The organism is Geomonas diazotrophica (assembly GCF_018919385.1).
In the GTDB taxonomy this organism is placed as follows: Bacteria; Desulfobacterota; Desulfuromonadia; order Geobacterales; family Geobacteraceae; genus Geomonas; species Geomonas diazotrophica.
The window spans coordinates 284,943-300,268 of sequence record NZ_JAHLMF010000005.1; the positions used below are offsets into that span (position 1 = coordinate 284,943).

General features: G+C 57.2%; 12 protein-coding genes. 10 read left to right on the forward strand and 2 right to left on the reverse strand.

Features of this window, described 5'->3' with window-relative positions; genetic code table 11:
- The first annotated feature begins 184 nt into the window (after positions 1 to 184).
- The 4 genes from KOM00_RS07230 (at position 185) to KOM00_RS07245 (ending at position 5,357) form a co-directional block, all read left to right on the forward strand.
- Positions 185 to 2,644 carry an HYR domain-containing protein gene (locus KOM00_RS07230; protein ID WP_216498245.1) on the forward strand — a complete coding sequence of 820 codons (2,460 nt, stop codon included), beginning with the start codon at positions 185 to 187 and terminating at the stop codon, positions 2,642 to 2,644.
- Positions 2,645 to 2,923: 279 nt separating this feature from the next.
- Positions 2,924 to 3,298: a PilZ domain-containing protein gene (locus KOM00_RS07235; RefSeq protein WP_216498246.1), complete on the forward strand. Its 375-nt coding sequence runs from the start codon at positions 2,924 to 2,926 to the stop codon at positions 3,296 to 3,298.
- 43 nt (positions 3,299 to 3,341) lie between these two features.
- On the forward strand, positions 3,342 to 4,634 hold the full coding sequence (locus tag KOM00_RS07240) for a hypothetical protein (RefSeq protein ID WP_216498247.1): 1,293 nt from the start codon (positions 3,342 to 3,344) through the stop codon (positions 4,632 to 4,634).
- 351 nt (positions 4,635 to 4,985) lie between these two features.
- Positions 4,986 to 5,357 (forward strand): hypothetical protein, encoded by a 372-nt coding sequence (locus KOM00_RS07245; RefSeq protein ID WP_216498248.1) that lies wholly within the window; start codon positions 4,986 to 4,988, stop codon positions 5,355 to 5,357.
- A 509-nt stretch (positions 5,358 to 5,866) separates the two neighbouring features.
- Here KOM00_RS07245 and KOM00_RS07250 read toward each other — a convergent pair.
- Entirely contained in the window at positions 5,867 to 7,774 is a 1,908-nt protein-coding gene (locus tag KOM00_RS07250) for a 3'-5' exonuclease (protein WP_216498249.1), read from the reverse strand.
- A 437-nt stretch (positions 7,775 to 8,211) separates the two neighbouring features.
- Here KOM00_RS07250 and KOM00_RS07255 point away from each other — a divergent pair, with 437 nt between their 5' ends.
- The 5 genes from KOM00_RS07255 (at position 8,212) to KOM00_RS07275 (ending at position 12,417) form a co-directional block, all read left to right on the forward strand.
- Positions 8,212 to 9,042 (forward strand): mechanosensitive ion channel family protein, encoded by an 831-nt coding sequence (locus KOM00_RS07255; protein ID WP_216498250.1) that lies wholly within the window; start codon positions 8,212 to 8,214, stop codon positions 9,040 to 9,042.
- 243 nt (positions 9,043 to 9,285) lie between these two features.
- Positions 9,286 to 9,546, forward strand: a complete 261-nt coding sequence (locus tag KOM00_RS07260; RefSeq protein WP_216498251.1) for a PilZ domain-containing protein — start codon at positions 9,286 to 9,288, stop codon at positions 9,544 to 9,546.
- Positions 9,547 to 9,967: 421 nt separating this feature from the next.
- Entirely contained in the window at positions 9,968 to 11,221 is a 1,254-nt protein-coding gene (locus KOM00_RS07265; protein WP_236026792.1) for a tyrosine-type recombinase/integrase, read from the forward strand.
- 137 nt (positions 11,222 to 11,358) lie between these two features.
- Positions 11,359 to 11,718, forward strand: a complete 360-nt coding sequence (locus KOM00_RS07270) for a hypothetical protein (RefSeq protein WP_216498253.1) — start codon at positions 11,359 to 11,361, stop codon at positions 11,716 to 11,718.
- Positions 11,719 to 12,417 (forward strand): GSU2403 family nucleotidyltransferase fold protein, encoded by a 699-nt coding sequence (locus KOM00_RS07275; protein WP_216498254.1) that lies wholly within the window; start codon positions 11,719 to 11,721, stop codon positions 12,415 to 12,417.
- Between the two features lie 1,076 nt (positions 12,418 to 13,493).
- Here the strand turns inward: KOM00_RS07275 and KOM00_RS07280 are convergent.
- Complete coding sequence (locus KOM00_RS07280) at positions 13,494 to 13,859, reverse strand: AAA family ATPase (protein WP_216498255.1); 366 nt, start codon at positions 13,857 to 13,859, stop codon at positions 13,494 to 13,496.
- 835 nt (positions 13,860 to 14,694) lie between these two features.
- Here KOM00_RS07280 and KOM00_RS07285 point away from each other — a divergent pair.
- Positions 14,695 to 15,183 (forward strand): DUF3592 domain-containing protein, encoded by a 489-nt coding sequence (locus KOM00_RS07285; protein WP_216498256.1) that lies wholly within the window; start codon positions 14,695 to 14,697, stop codon positions 15,181 to 15,183.
- The last annotated feature ends 143 nt before the right edge of the window (positions 15,184 to 15,326 follow it).

A 15,326-nucleotide genomic window follows, 5' to 3' on the forward strand; every position in this document is an offset into this window, starting at 1 on the left:
ACGGATATATCCAAAGGTATAGATAATTATGCCCCCGAGTATATTCAAATCTTCCCAAGTATCGCGTATCAATAGACCATCTACCATCAGCTACAAAAGCCTGCATCGGCACGGCTTTCGGATGTGCCATAACGATAGATTTTTCATTGATTCGCACGTGACATTACAGAAGGAGGATCTGGAGATGAGAAGAGAAATACTTTCAGCGATCTTTTGCATACTGATGGCATCGACCGCACTGGGGGGGCAGACCTGCAAGGTCATACCGCAAGTATCTCCGGATAACCAGGACGTCGCCGAGAAGGACGCCCGTGGTCTTGCCACCGTCGTCAAACTGAACGCTTCTCCGTCGAAGGACACCACCGGCTACCTATGGGAACAGACGGCAGGCCCCGCGGTCACGCTCAGCGATCCGACCGCCGCCCAGCCCACGTTCTCCGCTCCCGAAGTCGGCCCCACGGGGGCCACCCTTGTCTTCAAGCTCACCGCCAGCGGCTGCTCACCGCTGCAGCGCGAGAGCCTGACCACAACCGTCAACGTGAAGAACGTTGCCACCAACCAGGCGCCGATAGCGGCCATCTCCGTGACACCTAGTGCGGTATACGAAGGATCCCAGGTCACCCTTGACGGCAGCGGCTCCTCCGATCCCGACGGCAATCCCCTGAGCTACAGCTGGTCGCAACTGAGCGGCCCCGCGGTCACCCTGACCACCGCTGGCGCCGGGGCGACCTTCAGCGCCCCCAGTGACGTTCCCTTCCCCAACGGCACCTCGCTCAGCTTCAGGCTGACCGTCTCGGACGGCTCGCTTACCGGCAGCTCGGACCAGATCGTCAACGTACTATGGGTGAACGATCCCCCCAAAGCCGGGCTCTCCTGCCCCGACTCAGTGAACGAGGGGGCCCAAGTCACCCTCGACGGTTCCGGTTCCACGGACAGCGATGACGGTATCGCCGGATACAACTGGAGCCAGGTCCTCGGCACCCCCAACGCCACCCTGCCCAGTTACGACCAGGCGACCGCGAAGAGCCTGACCTTTGACGCACCTTACCTTGATTCCGCAAACGACACCATGACCTTCAAGCTCCTGGTCAGCGACGTCGGCCTCCTTACCGACAGCAGGCAGTGTTCCGTGAAGGTGCTAGACATCACCGCACCGGTGATCTCCGACCTTCCCTCGGACATCACCGCCGAAGCGACCTCGGCAGCCGGTGCCGAAGTAAGTTTTACGCTCCCAAGCGCCAGGGACAACGTCGACGGCAACCTCGCCGTTGCCTGCGCCCCCGGTTCCGGCAGCAGCTTCCCACTGGGAACCTCCACCGTCACCTGCAGCGTCTCCGACACGGCCCACAACGGGGCCAGCGGCAACTTCTCCGTAAAAGTCCAGGATACCACCGCCCCGGTCGTCACCCCACCGTCCCCGGTCACCAAGGAGGCCACCGGTCCCGGCACCGAGGTCGCCATCGGGACGGCGACCGCAACCGATGCGGTCGGCGTGAAGGCCATCACCAGCGATGCACCGCCGACCTTCCCAGTAGGTATCACCATGGTCACCTGGTCCGCCAGCGACGACGCCGGCAACGTCGGCAAAGCCACCCAGTCCGTAACGGTCCAGGACACCACAGCGCCGGTGGTGACCGCCCCCCTCGCGGTCGTAGTCGAAGCGACAGCCCCCCTCTCTCCCGTAGCCATCGGGACCGCCACCGCAACCGACGCTGTCGGCGTGAAAGGGATCAGCAACAACGCTCCCGCCCTGTACCCCGTTGGCACCACGGAGGTAACCTGGTCGGCTGACGACCAGGCGGGCAACGTGGGCACAGCGAAACAGATCGTGACCGTGAAGGACACCACGGCACCGGTGGTGACCCCTCCGGCATCGGTCACCGTTGAAGCCACCGGCCCGACCATGAGCGTCACCTTCGGGACCGCTACCGCCAGCGACGCGGTAGGCGTCACCAGCCTGACCAACGACGCCCCCTCCGTTTTCCCGGTCGGCACCACCGTGGTCACCTGGACCGCCAAGGATGCCGCAGGCAACACCGGTACCGCCGCCCAGTCCGTCACCGTGAAGGACACCACCGCTCCGACCCTCAACGGCGTGCCCAAGTCGCTCACCCTGATCACCGGTCAGGCCGCGACCTATGACCCGACCGCCACCGACCTGGTCGACGGCACCGTTGCGGTCGTCTGCACCCCGGCCTCCGGCAGCAGCTTCGTCCTCGGGACCACGGCGGTCTCCTGCAGCGCCAAGGACGCCCACGGCAACGGCGTAACCGCCAGGTTCGACGTCAACGTACAGTACGGCTTCAACGGCCTGCTCGCCCCCTACGACGCGAACAAGGCGTACAAGATCAAGAGCGCCATCCCGCTTAAGTGGCAGTTCACCAACAGCAACGGTGCGGTCCTCGCAAGTGCCGGCGCGCAGCCGAACGTCACCATCTACCACGTAAGCGACAGCGCCGACACCGACGCCGCCATCACCCTGGACGACGCTGGCGCCAGCGGGCTTCAGTACGACAGCCTGACCAACACCTGGCAGTTCAACTGGAAGACCACCGGCCTCCCTGCAGGCATCTACAACGTCTACATCCAAAGCGACCTCACCGGTCAGAAAAGCGGCCCCTTCCCGGTAAAGCTCGTAAGGTAGACGGAGCGCCAGACAGATCAAGAGGAGGCGGGGGATTCCCCCGCCTCCTTTTTTGTATCGGCTTGCAGTGATCGGCTACTCGCGGGGGATGGCGACGTTTATCTGCGGGGCGCTGTCTCCGGCGAACATGTAGTGCCCGGCGGAGCGAAAAGACGGGGCGAATGTATATCCAAAGATATAGAAAAATATTCCCATCGGCCATACGGAAATATACCGATCCGGTTATTGTCGTTTTGACTGATATATCTACAATCGTCAAACGTAGAGGAGGGGCAGCCCATGGGACGTTTGGAGAACAGAAGAGCAACACGGTATTACTCTGAGGTTCCCATCGAGCTTGCCGGTGGAACCGGCCTCACTAGAGATTACAGCACCGACGGGGTCTACTTCACTACCGACCAGGTCCTCGGCTTGGGCGAACAGGTGCAATTTACCATGTGCTTGACCAATCAGGGCCCTACCCAAATGGTCAAGTTGACCTGCCAGGCAGAAGTGGTTCGAGTGGAAATGGTTCAAGATAAAATGGGAACTGCGGTTGCAATTAACGAATGCGTCGCGGAGTTGCTATTCAAAAACCACGATGCAGCCGACGAGGTCACGACAGCCTACGCGTCCAAGGAGCCAATCTTTCGATACCAACCAGGGATCCTGTAACGAACATAACACTGGAATGAAACACTATCTAATGGAGGGCATCATGAAAAGAAATGTATCGACAATTGCTTTAGGTATGTTTTTAACACTGGCCAGCACGGCAATGGCAGAAAAACCGGTCTTGGGCCCCTGTGGCACCAACGGTCCGCTCGGTTCGGTAGACATCTCTCCTTCCTCCTACAGCTACACGCGGACCAGCGTGGACCAGCTCACCGCCTCTTTCACCGTCCTCTCGCCGTCGATAAACGTCACGGGTTCTTGCGACCCCTCGCTCGATTACGTTTATGGGAACGGAGACAGCGGCGCGGACATCGATGTAGAGGTGAGGGTCGCCGATGTCTACAACGGCGACGGCTCCACGCCGAGTCTGACCGAGGATCAGCTTAATGCACTTAAAAATGCATTCAGCTTTACTCCCTCGACCTTCACACTCCTTGACCCGGGGAAAGGGAGCCAGCCGGTCATCTTGACCTTCACCAATACCAGTGACGTGCCGGCGGGGGAGTACATCGTCAACATTCAAGCTAAATTGACCAACCCCGAAACTGAAAAGGGGCTCGGTATCGGACCGGCCAACAGAACGTTCACCGTCAACATCGCCGAGCCGCAGCAGGTCAAATTGGACACCCTCCCTCCGCTGGTCACCATATCCAGCCCGGGCAACGGAACGTCTCTGCTGCTCAATGCTCCGTTGCAGGCATCGTTCAAAGCCGTTGACCCCACCGAGGAAGGTGCAGGTACCGGAGTTCATGCTGCTCGCGCCTTTATTAACAGCTGCGCAGAAGCCGTACAGCATGATGTAACGGCCGCCCTCTCCAGCAACTCCCTTCTCCCGGTAGCCGCGGGCCAGGAGGTCACGCTCACGGAGAATGCGATCGCCAACCAGATCGGTACCTTCACCCTGGTGGCCGAGGCTGATGACGCTGCCACCCCGGCCATTCACACCGGCTCGGATGTCAGATCGTTCACCGTAGGCGTGGGCGTAACTGCTCTTCCCCCCATCAGTGTTACAGGGAAGCAGTTCAATCCGACCGCGGATGTCGCCATCAAGTGGGCGATTACCGATAACGCAGGCGCCTTGCTGCCTCCGTTCGCCGACATCATGGCGGTTGTAAAGCTGCCTTCCGGTCAGGTTGCAGCAACCTACGTTGCTGGTGCAATCCGTTGGGAACTCGACGCAGCCGGCAACGCTAGCCAATACATAGCAAACTACAAGATCCCCTCGATAACCGGCACCTACAAGGTTGAAATCTTTGTCAACGACGTTTGCAACGCTCCTGTAAAGCAGGGGGAGCTCTCCTTCTACGTAGCGACGCCGGGGGCGCAGAAGAAGTAAGGCAAAAAACTTCCGGCAACTTACACATGTCCGGCAACAAGAAAGGGGGCCCCGTATCACGGGACCCCCTTTTTATCGTGAGCGACAGCTGCTGTGGTACCGCACGTATCTTTGCTGTTCAAACGGGCAGCATGCAGCAAGGCGGGCCTTACCTGCGACAACAAAAAAGTTGGCGGGGAGTTGCCCGCCTCCTTTTTCTTTTGGTACTCAGCACTTACGCCTGGGTGCAGCGCAGGCCGACCCGAAGGAGGATCATTTTTTTCGTTTGACGAGTTGCCAATAACTGTGCCGTGGGGTATAAGTTGATCCGTTGCTAAATTAACAACAGCTAATCATTTACCGGAGGTAACTATGTTACGTCTCAAGTTCGACCTGGCAGGTAGACCGACGGTGTTCCTCGGCAACTGCAAGCGATACTACACCGGTTTGTGCTTGCTCCCCTTGTACCAAAACGTGACCGACCAAGGCATTGCGCTCGTTCGGGTAAAAGAACTGATCGATGACGCAGATAAGAAATATAACGCTGCCGTCAACTACGACCGCGTGGCAATCGTGTTACGCAACAAGGCGTTCAAAGAACTGATCGACATCTTTAAAAAGATCGCTGCTTATCTCCAGGTTGTTGCAACTGAAGATGACATCCCGGGGCTGCTGCAGGCTGGGTTGGAAGTGGTTGCCCCGCCCCCAAGGAAGAAGAAGTCGCCCTCTGCTTCATCAAATTAGCAGAACCGAACCATCGGATAAAACTATGACTCGTTCCCTCGAATGCGGAAGCACGGCGCCCCGTTCGAGGGAACGTTCTGTTCCGCCCCCCTCCCGCTATACTAATCTGAATCCCCTTCTTTTTCCTTACTCCCCTTAAGCACGATGGCCCAGACGGCATGGCACTTAGCTCCAACCGGTGTGGCCTTAGGCTCTGACGGCATACCACTTAACTCCAAACGGTATGCCCTTAGGTTCCTAACGGCATACCACTTAACTCCAAACGGTATGCCCTTAGGCTTTAACGGCATACCACTTAACACCAAACGGTATGCCCTTAGGCTCTAACGGCATACCACTTAACTCCAAACGGTATGCCCTTAGGCTTTAACGGCATACCACGTAACTCCAAACGGTATGCCCTTTGGCTTTAACGGCGTGTCTTCAAGGGCTAACGAAGCGTGGGCCTGTTAAGAATTTTGTGTCAAATGGTGCTTCGGTCCTTGGAAGGGATATGGGCGGGGATCACGTCACCGGTTACTGGCGCTGTCGCGAAGTCCCTGCGCCAGCGGTTGGTGATGGACGATGTGCAGCGTCTTGCACGCACGGGTGATCGCAACGTACAAGAGGTTCCTGTCCGGTTCGGTCTGGCGGTAGTCGTAGGAACTGGGGTTGTAGAGGATTACGTTGGAGAACTCAACGCCTTTGATGGCGTGAGCATGGATGACCTGGACCCCGGGCGTAAATGAAACTTCCCCTTCGGCGTGCAGACCGGGGAGACCTGCGAGTGCAGCGTGGAGGGCTTTGACATCCGCCTTCTTCTTGCAGATCACTCCTGTTAGCGAGGTCGGTGCAGCCTGCACCAACTCCTCGACGAGTTCCCGAATTTTCGCCATCGACTCGGCGGCATTCTTCGTGGGATGGAAGCCGAGCGCACCGGAATGTGCCTTCGTGGTATCGGCGGTCCGCCCGCTCACCTGGGCGGCGAGATCGACGATCTCCTTCGGACACCGGTAGGATACCGTCAGGTTCTCCTTTTCGAGCCCCTGGGAATGGAGCTGGGCCATGACACTGGAGAACCCTTGGGAGTCAAGGAAACTAAGAATCTGCTGCTTTTCATCGGCGCAGATGGTGAGGCTTCGCGCGGCAGAGGTGGCGGCCACGATGGTACGCAGTTCGAGCGAGGAGAGATCCTGCGCTTCATCGACAACGATATGGTCATAGGCGTTGAGCGCCCCGACGACCACAGTGCCGGCCGGGCGCCGCAGTTGCGCCAGACGGAGCAGGATGCTGGCATCGGAGAACGAGACCACCCGCTCTTTCGCTGCGAACTTCCTCTGGGCCACCTGCTGGAACTCGGTACCGGAGTCCGCGCAGAGCGCGGCGACGACATAATCCTGCATGAGAAAGCGCCACAAGTCGGTGACCGGCTCGATCTTCGTCGTCTCCTTAACGTACTTCGCGAGGAGAGCCGGGACTCTGCTGCTCTTCTTCTGCGCCCCGAAAGGATCGTCAAAGACCGTTTTCAGCGAGTGGACCCCGAGGGCGGCGAGCGCTGTCAGGGACCAGGCGCTGTAGGTATCTACCCGCACCGGCCCAAGGAGGGTGTCGCTGCTTTGTTTGACGTAGTCCCGCAGGACCCTGTTGAACATGAGTACGATGCACCGCTCCGGACGGTACTTCTCCGGTGCGTCGAACATGAGAAACGAGAGCCGGTGCAGCGCCACCGTAGTCTTGCCGGCCCCGGCCGCACCGTTAATGACGACCACGCCGTCCCTGAGCTTGGTGATGGCGCGAAACTGTTCCGGCGAGATCAGGGCGGCGATGGAATCCACCATCCGGTGATCCTCGGTCCGCTCCTTGGTGTCGGCGGTCGACTCGCCGGCCGCGCCGTTTTTGTGCCATGCGCCCCCTCGCAGCTCGTATGTTTCAGAAGGAGTCTCGATGCGGTTCAAGGCCTTCCTCGTGATGGTCACCTTGTCCCGGCGGGTGATCACCCCTTCCCTCTCGACCCCTCTGATGGTCAGCTCGTATTCCTCGCCGATGTCATACCCTTCGTAGAAGGGGCCGGTGATCTCCGCCTTTCTCCAGTCGATGATGACGACCCGCTGGCCGTCCATCAGCGTCTGGTTGCCGATCAGGTACTCCTTCTTGCCGATCCTGCGGTCGTTGTCATGGATGCCGAGAATGCCGAAATAAGGAGAGGCCTGCTGGGCGTATTCATGAAGGTATTTGCGCGGAGAGTGGTGCCCGTGCTCGATCAGCTTCTCAGCCAGATCGTTCTTCTCGCGCCAGTCCACCGAGGCCAGGCGCTGCTGTTCCAGTTCCTTCGTGTATGACTCGTGTCTTGCGATCGTCTGGAGACGGTCGACCGCGTACCGCTCGATCGCCTCATGAATCCTGTCCAGCCGCTCAATTTCCTGCTTTACGATTTTCATCAACTCCCCACAGCATGAACATAAAAAAGCACCCACAGGAAACCCCGTAAGTGCCTCGTAACCTTGATCCTCGAGATAAATCCCAACCGCCCTATCACCCAACGCTCAGGACGACTACATATACCCAGATCCATCTCCTCTTTCAAGCACTTTCTTCGCCGATGTCTGCGCCGATTGGGAATGGGGGGATGAGGAATATGAGGGAACGTTTCGGATCTGCATAAGGAAGACCAGCTCACTCTGCTGAGGGCTGTTTAAGAGATGCACTAGCACAACTATGCGGACACTGGTTGCCACCTTGGGGTCTTGTAAAATTCTCTCACAGCCGTACACTTTCCACGATAAATCAAGGCAGTGGAGTTTTGGGGTTGGCTCCAGCGCCTGAGGAACTGGCAACCTATTGAGGCCACACTGACATAACCTTACCGGAGGTACGTATGGATAACATGGGCCAGTATCAACAGCTTGCTGTCACTTATGCCACAGAATTCGGGACCAAGATCATCGCAGTAATTATTTTCTGGTTGGTGGGGCGCTGGTTGATTGGACTGGTGGGGCGCTTGCTACAAGGAGTTTTGGAAAAGCAAAAAGTCGATGCCACTTTGATGCGCTACATCGGAAATTTCGTTGCCGTCACGTTGAACATCATCCTAGTCGTCGCCATACTTGGTTATTGTGGATTCCAGACCACCACCTTTGCTGCATTGGTGGCTGGTATAGGCATTGCCATCGGCGCTGCTTGGGGTGGGCTGCTCTCGAACCTTGCAGCAGGGGTCTTTCTCGTAGTGCTGCATCCCTTCAAGGTAGGTGACTTCGTGACAGTAGGTGGGGTGACCGGCACTGTTAAAGAGATCGGGCTTTTCGTTACCTCAATCAACACCCCGGACAATGTCCTGACGATGGTTGGAAACGGCAAGATTTTCAGCGACAACATCCAGAACTATACTGCAAATCCGTTCAGGAGGGTTGAATTGAAATGCCAACTGGCCGGTGGTGCCGATCACGTTGCAGCCATGAAACTACTACGGGACAAGCTTGCAACAGTTCCCAACGTGTTATCGCAACCGCCGGTGGAGGTTGAAATTCTTGAATTCACGCTGGTTGGACCTGTGTTGGCAGTTCGTCCATTCTGTCATAACGATAACTACTGGCAGGTTTATTTCGACGGCAACCGCATCATCCGTGAGAGCCTTGCTACAGCCGGTTTCCCAGCCCCCATGCCGGCGCAAATGGTGCTGGTGAATTCAATGAACACCCCAGCATCATAAACCGCAAGAGATCAACACCATATCTCAAAGGGACGCTGAACGATAAAAACCGCAAGGTGGCAAATAGAATGGCTGAAAGGGGCTGTTCTGGAACTGTTCCGAAAACGATCCCCTCAGGTTTAGGGGATTGCCAGAGAGACGTGATCCTCAGCCTTTCAACCAGGACGACCTCATCCGGCGAATCGTTCTTGACGTTGTTCGCCCACAGCGAGACAGGGTTCATCTCAAGTGAAGGAGGCGGCCGTGGACATAGAGAAAAGAACATCTGCCAGACTTGCCTTTCACGCAAAGGCATGCATCCATTGGAATAATCAGGATGTCGAGGGGCAAGTGGAGAATGTCAGTGTTGATGGTGCCTTTGTAACTGCGGCTTTCAAGATGCGTATAAACGACGTGGTGGCACTCACCATCAACGATACTCCCACCGTCGGCATAAATGCGAAGGTGGTTAGGTTGACGAACACGGGGATGGGATTGAAGTTTGAAAAGACGCTGCATTTTTGAGAAGAGACCTGACGTTATTGATCGACGGCGACGCCGGAAAAGTTTCCATCAGGTCCTCAGGACAAAGTCGGAACAAATGCACCAGGTCAGTTGGACCCGTCGTATTCCGATCTAGCCACGTCGCCTACTCGTCAGGAATATAGCTACAAAAACGATAAAAGGGCCTAGCTATTTCTAGCTAGGCCCTTGATTTTTTTGGCGTCCCCGAGACGATTCGAACGTCCGACCCCTTCCTTAGGAGTTGGCTTTTTCTAATAAATTAGCCATTTCAGGCCGTTTCAACCCGTCTCACCAAATCGTTTTTATCGTTGAAATTCACTGAGATATGCGATATAACCTATGCAGGACGTTTCATTATGATTCAGCCTAGCGCATGGCAAAAAGTTCACTCGAAAGTTCACTCGCTGCAGGGAGCCAAACCATGTTCACCGATCGGCAAATCAGGAATCTGAAGCCGGAAAACCGGATCAGGGACATACGCGAGGGGCGCGGTTTCGGCATCAGGATCAAACCCAACGGCGGCAAGATTTTCTTCTACGGCTACGACTCCCCCGTCACCGGCGCCAGACGTTTTCTCACTCTGGGAGAGTACCCGGAGTTATCGCTCGAGGCGGCTCGCATGAAACATGCGGATGTGTACCGGGTGGTCAAGTCGGGTGGGGACCCGCTGGAAGCTGCCCAACAGGAGCAAAAAGAGCTTAAGGAAGCCCCCACCCTGAAGGAACTGGGAGAAGACTACCTGAAGCGCTACGCCCAGGTAAACAAAAGGAGCTGGCATGTGGACAAGCGCATCCTCGAGAAGGAGGTGTACCCGCACTGGGGCCGGCAAAAAGCACAGGATATCACCAAGAGGCACGTAATCGCGCTCCTGGACCGGGTGGTCGACCGGGGCGCTCCACAATCGGCCAACAGCATCTTCAAGGTCCTGCGCAAGATGTTCAACTGGGCGGTCAGAAAGGACATTCTCAAGACCACCCCGTGCATAGGAATCGATATGCCTGCCCCCTTGAGGCTCAAAGACCGGGCGCTCACAGCCGAGGAAATAAGGACCGTCTGGCATGGGCTGGAGAACGGGACCATGATCACCGCGGATGCGATCCGCGCGATCAAGCTGGTCCTGGTGACCGCGCAGCGGCCGGGTGAGATAACCGGCATGCACACCAGCGAGATCGAGAACGGATGGTGGACGATTCCCAGTGAGCGGGCAAAGAACGGCAAGGCTCACCGGGTCCCGCTCTCACCGCTTGCTCTTGAGCTCATCGAGGAGTCTATCGAACAGAACAAAAAGGCGCGCCAGATACCGCAGGACGAGGAGTTCTCAGGTTACATCTTCCCCTGCCCTCACCGCAACAAGGACAAGCCGATCGAGCGCCACGCCCTTAGCAAGGCACTGAAGCGGAACCAGGCCGAGGACGGTACGGTCTTCGGCGTGGCAGCATTCACCCCCCACGACCTTAGGCGCACTGCGGCCACCTTCATGGCGGAAGCCGGCGAGATGGACGAAGTGATCGACGCCGTGCTCAGCCACTCCAAGCAAGGCATCATAAGGGTCTACAACCAGTTCAAATATGACGCGCCCAAAAAGGCCGCCCTCGAGTCCTGGTCGCGCAGGCTGACCAGCATCATCACCGGCGTGAAGGGAAACGTGGTACCGCTTGTGCGGAAGGTCTCTTAAAGCCCGGTCCAGTGCCGGCAAGTCGCCTCCTGTTTTGTACCACAACTCACTACTCTACATGTATAAGTGGTACAATATTTTTGTACCACAATTGATCTATTTGTGTTAGTTTTGGGGCACAAAAGCCGGAGGCATACATGAGCAGAAAGACAAAAAGCAGCGACGACAGTGTCTATCAGATGCTGGACTCTGAGCGTGCCCGCTGCGAGGCAGTCCTGGAAAGGATAGACCGGGAACTGGCAAACCTGCCCAAGGGCTCCCTGTGCCAGCGACGGGTGGTGAGCAACGGGAAGGTATACCTCTATCCCTGTCTCAAATACCGCGACGGCTCTGAAGTGAAGCTCCTCCACGTCAGCCGGGAGAAGGCAGAGGAGGTGCAAGCACAGGTGGAGAGGAAAAAGCGCCTGAAGCAGGCAGCGAAAGAGACCAAGGTGCGCCTCGCCACCTTGCGGACGCTGCTCGCCCGGAACCCGTATCGCCGCAAGGAGGAGAGGTAAATGGAAATCGTCCTGGACCGGAACCCGTTCCCCCCGCAAGTGAGCGATCTCCTCAAGGAACTGTGCCGGATTGGCTTCTTTCCCCACGGGCTTCTGATCGGCTCTTGGCCGATGCTCATCTACACGCTGCACTTCACCCTGCCCTACGGCTTCGCCACCAACGACGTCGACTTCGCCGTTCACGGCGCTATGAAAATTCCGTCTGCGTCCGTTCGCGAGGAGATCCCGGAACTTCTGGAGCGCCTCGGTTACGAGCCTATTACCGACTACGACACCGGGATCGAAACCTTCGTGCAGGGGACCTTCGAAGTCGAGTTCATCGGCCACCGTCGCGGTGGAGGATCGAAACCCGCCGCGGTGGTCCACCCCTGGAAGGTATCGGCACAGCTTCTGCCCTTCATCGACCTGCTATTCATCCGCCCCTGCACGGCCAAAATCGAAGACTTCCTGATCACCATCCCCTCCCCCGAGACCTTTTTTCTGCACAAGTTGCTCGTTGCCAGGAGACGCAGCGGCTCGGATAAGGAGTGGAAGCGGGCCAAGGACCTCCAGCAGTGCCGGGCACTCTCAGAGGTGGTCAGGGAGGAAGAAATCAGGCGCATCCTGGGCGAATACCGGATGTCGAAAGGAGTAAAAAAGGACGTTGTCGACTCCTGCGCCGACATCGGTTTTACTCCCCCGGTTTGGCCTCAACGGTAACCTTTAATGGGGCGAAAGCTGCTGTTATGGGACCCTTCCCCGCCTTGCCGTTGTGGGGACATCGAGGGGTGCGGGCCTCGCCCCGCTGTAAAAAAAGCCTGTGCGGAGGAGGGCGATACAGCGCGAGCGTAAGCGCCACCTGCAACACGTGCTGGACCGATAAAAGCTGCCGGAACGCTGCTCGGATCCGCCTGCTTTGTTCCACGGTTCAGCGCTTCTTTTTGGTCTCTTTCCTGGTAAGCAGCTGGGGCACCCCGTTAATCCAATCGTAGATCTTTTGTTGGCCCTCGGCACCGTACAGCGCAATTACCTTCTCCACATTGCGTCCGTTGTTCCTCCTTCTGCGCGCTCAACTCCAGTGGCCTCCAGCAATAAAGGGACCCTTGTTTTTGCCCTCTTTGGAGACCTACTTCGTGCGACGGACAGCGTCGGACGGCGTGGTGCCACGCAAGCGCTCGGGTTTACATGGGGTTTTACCGTTTCGGGCGCCAGAGTGTCCCACGCCGTCCGGCGCGAAAATCCAGGGGATTTCGCGAGGCAGACGGCTGGTGCAGCCCGAAGGGCTGCGTGAGGTGTGAAAGGAAAATCAGCCGAGCGGAGCGAGGCCCGCCTCACCACCACCGGCACGAAGGGAAAGCACGCCGCAACTTCACCGTGAACGTCCCAGCGCTCAGGTCTTAAAGCCCGTGCCGGGAAGCTTCGGTAGAGCTTTCTCCAACTGCTGGTCCCCCACCTTTGCACTCCCCGGATCTGCAACACCTGCTCCGGAATTTTGGCCCAGATGCGCATATCAGCGAAACAACAGGCTCGAGCGTCAGAGCACTGAGCACCTCGTATCCCGGCTTGAGCACGACCCGTTCCTGTTCGCCGATGTTTTTTTGCAGATCGTGGGCCGTTTTCGGTGATGCTCCTTTGCTGAGGGTGCGTGATCTCCCGTGCCGGTGCCATCGCTTTCCCACGTGTCGAACTCTTGCCGTCGATCAGTTCCACCGACCGCTCGAGATCATCGATGGAGTTGGTGAAGACACGGGTCCCGAAACGTGCCCGGGTGACGGCGACGTTCAGCGCGTTGTAGCTCATCCGCCCGTAGCGCACTTTTCCAGCGAGCGGAGCGCCTTCCTGGCATTCACGGCAATTTCACGGTCCTCACGGTTCAGCCATTTGCCGATCTCTAGGAGCCCCGGATCACGCTGTCTGAGAATCTTGGTGAGGTGCGCGTGGCTGACGTCCTCATTTAGGCTCAGCTCCAGCACCTTGCGCAGCAGGTCCCCCGCCTGGATCCCCTGCATCTGCTCCGAGTCGCCCGAGAAATGAAGCTTCAACGTGATGCCACTTTGCCGCAGCGCCTCGGTCACATCCAGGAGATGCTCCGCCTGCCTGGCCCCGCGAAAGCCCGCCTCGTACACCCAGAGCACAACCTGCGCCTTCCGCCGTTTAGACATGAGATTCTTTTACCGGCAACTACTCCCCTGTGAGGATCTCCGTTCGCCATTTGTAGGGCAAATATGGAGGCCGGATTGGCGTTTGTGAAACTGTGGAGGTGCTGGTGGCGATGGACAACTCGCCTCGGGTCGCAGTACCTCCTCCTTGAAACGCTCGACGATTTACAGGGTTGAAGCCTTGGCGGTCCCGGGTCCCCGATGGTGAGCGCGACGCCACGGCTCCCGCTCAGTTCTAGGAGAACCTCGGCCTTCTGTCCGGCCGTCAGCCGGACGCCCTCCCTCTCCTGCCAAAGCTCCATGTACCGGACCTTCTCCGACCGTTGCCAGAGACTGCTCCCCTCCTCGATCCCGCGCAGGTAGTATTCATCCCTAAAGAAGCATCGTCCGCGCGCCCTGTAGCCATCCCGGTGACACAGACATCATTGCCATCTCTCCGGGTTCCCTACCAAAAGCACTACGGTGTCTACACAAAAACGCGAGGATCCATAGGCGTACAGCAACAGAGAGATGCGCATTTCAATGGTACCTCGCAAGCACTTTATTATTGTTATTAATTAACCTTGCATGCTATGCTGCGCCTGGCAAGCGCGATGTATGAGACACCGATTGATTGAAATCAGGGGGAGATGGGTCCGGAAAAGACAATGCTCAAGGATTCGATCCAATGAGAGGGGCCTGTCACTGCTTCTAATACGAAAGTTACCTATATAGGGAATCGGCTCCAGTTGCCAATATAGGTAACAAGTTGCTTATATAGGGAACCAGTATCCTATATAAGCAACTTTTCTAACCGGTCAATAACGAGTTGGCCTAAATTCGATGAAACAAGGGATAAATGCTTCTCTCAGGAATTTTAACAATTACGATGGCCATAGCCCTTTACCTGATTGCTCAGATCCTGTTGGGAAAGGCGGCTGAGAGCTGGCCAACAACTACGGGGAAACTGGAAAAATTTCGCCCTAGGACGTGGACAGCTACATCGAAATTCCCATCGATACAGGGAACCTCCGAGCAGTGCCTCCTAGACGTGACCTACACCTACGAAGTGGGAGGAAAAGTCTACAGAAGCAGGAGGCTTAACTTCGGATTTGACAAGTCCTACTTGACTCAACAAGGGCTTTACCGAACACCAGAAGAGCTAGAAAATGACGAGCTGACGAAACGACTTAAAAGCAATAATTTTACGGTGCGATATTGGCCGCTTGTGCCATCAGTTGCTGTCCTTGTCCCAGGCATTATAAACGAGAGAAGGCACTATGCGACTGCAGCCGTTGTAATAGTCATGGGCGTCATCTTGTCGTTTGCTGTAGTTGCAGTGCAATGATGCCCAATCGGGTAGCCGGGGGTTTCAGCCCCCCGGCCCCCACACCACCCGGCATGCGGGTCCGCACCGGGCGGTTCGTTGAAGTTACCGGGCCGTAGCCGGGTAATGGACCTTCACCCACAGTTCTTTGACAGATACGAGAC

Coding starts and splice junctions, on each gene's coding strand:
- KOM00_RS07280 (WP_216498255.1), bottom strand. CDS start 13,859: ATGTCTAAACGGCGGAAGGCGCAGGTTGTGCTCTGGGTGTACGAGGCG.
- KOM00_RS07230 (WP_216498245.1), top strand. CDS start 185: ATGAGAAGAGAAATACTTTCAGCGATCTTTTGCATACTGATGGCATCG.
- KOM00_RS07270 (WP_216498253.1), top strand. CDS start 11,359: ATGAGCAGAAAGACAAAAAGCAGCGACGACAGTGTCTATCAGATGCTG.
- KOM00_RS07255 (WP_216498250.1), top strand. CDS start 8,212: ATGGATAACATGGGCCAGTATCAACAGCTTGCTGTCACTTATGCCACA.
- KOM00_RS07245 (WP_216498248.1), top strand. CDS start 4,986: ATGTTACGTCTCAAGTTCGACCTGGCAGGTAGACCGACGGTGTTCCTC.
- KOM00_RS07235 (WP_216498246.1), top strand. CDS start 2,924: ATGGGACGTTTGGAGAACAGAAGAGCAACACGGTATTACTCTGAGGTT.
- KOM00_RS07285 (WP_216498256.1), top strand. CDS start 14,695: ATGCTTCTCTCAGGAATTTTAACAATTACGATGGCCATAGCCCTTTAC.
- KOM00_RS07250 (WP_216498249.1), bottom strand. CDS start 7,774: ATGAAAATCGTAAAGCAGGAAATTGAGCGGCTGGACAGGATTCATGAG.
- KOM00_RS07275 (WP_216498254.1), top strand. CDS start 11,719: ATGGAAATCGTCCTGGACCGGAACCCGTTCCCCCCGCAAGTGAGCGAT.
- KOM00_RS07240 (WP_216498247.1), top strand. CDS start 3,342: ATGAAAAGAAATGTATCGACAATTGCTTTAGGTATGTTTTTAACACTG.
- KOM00_RS07265 (WP_236026792.1), top strand. CDS start 9,968: ATGTTCACCGATCGGCAAATCAGGAATCTGAAGCCGGAAAACCGGATC.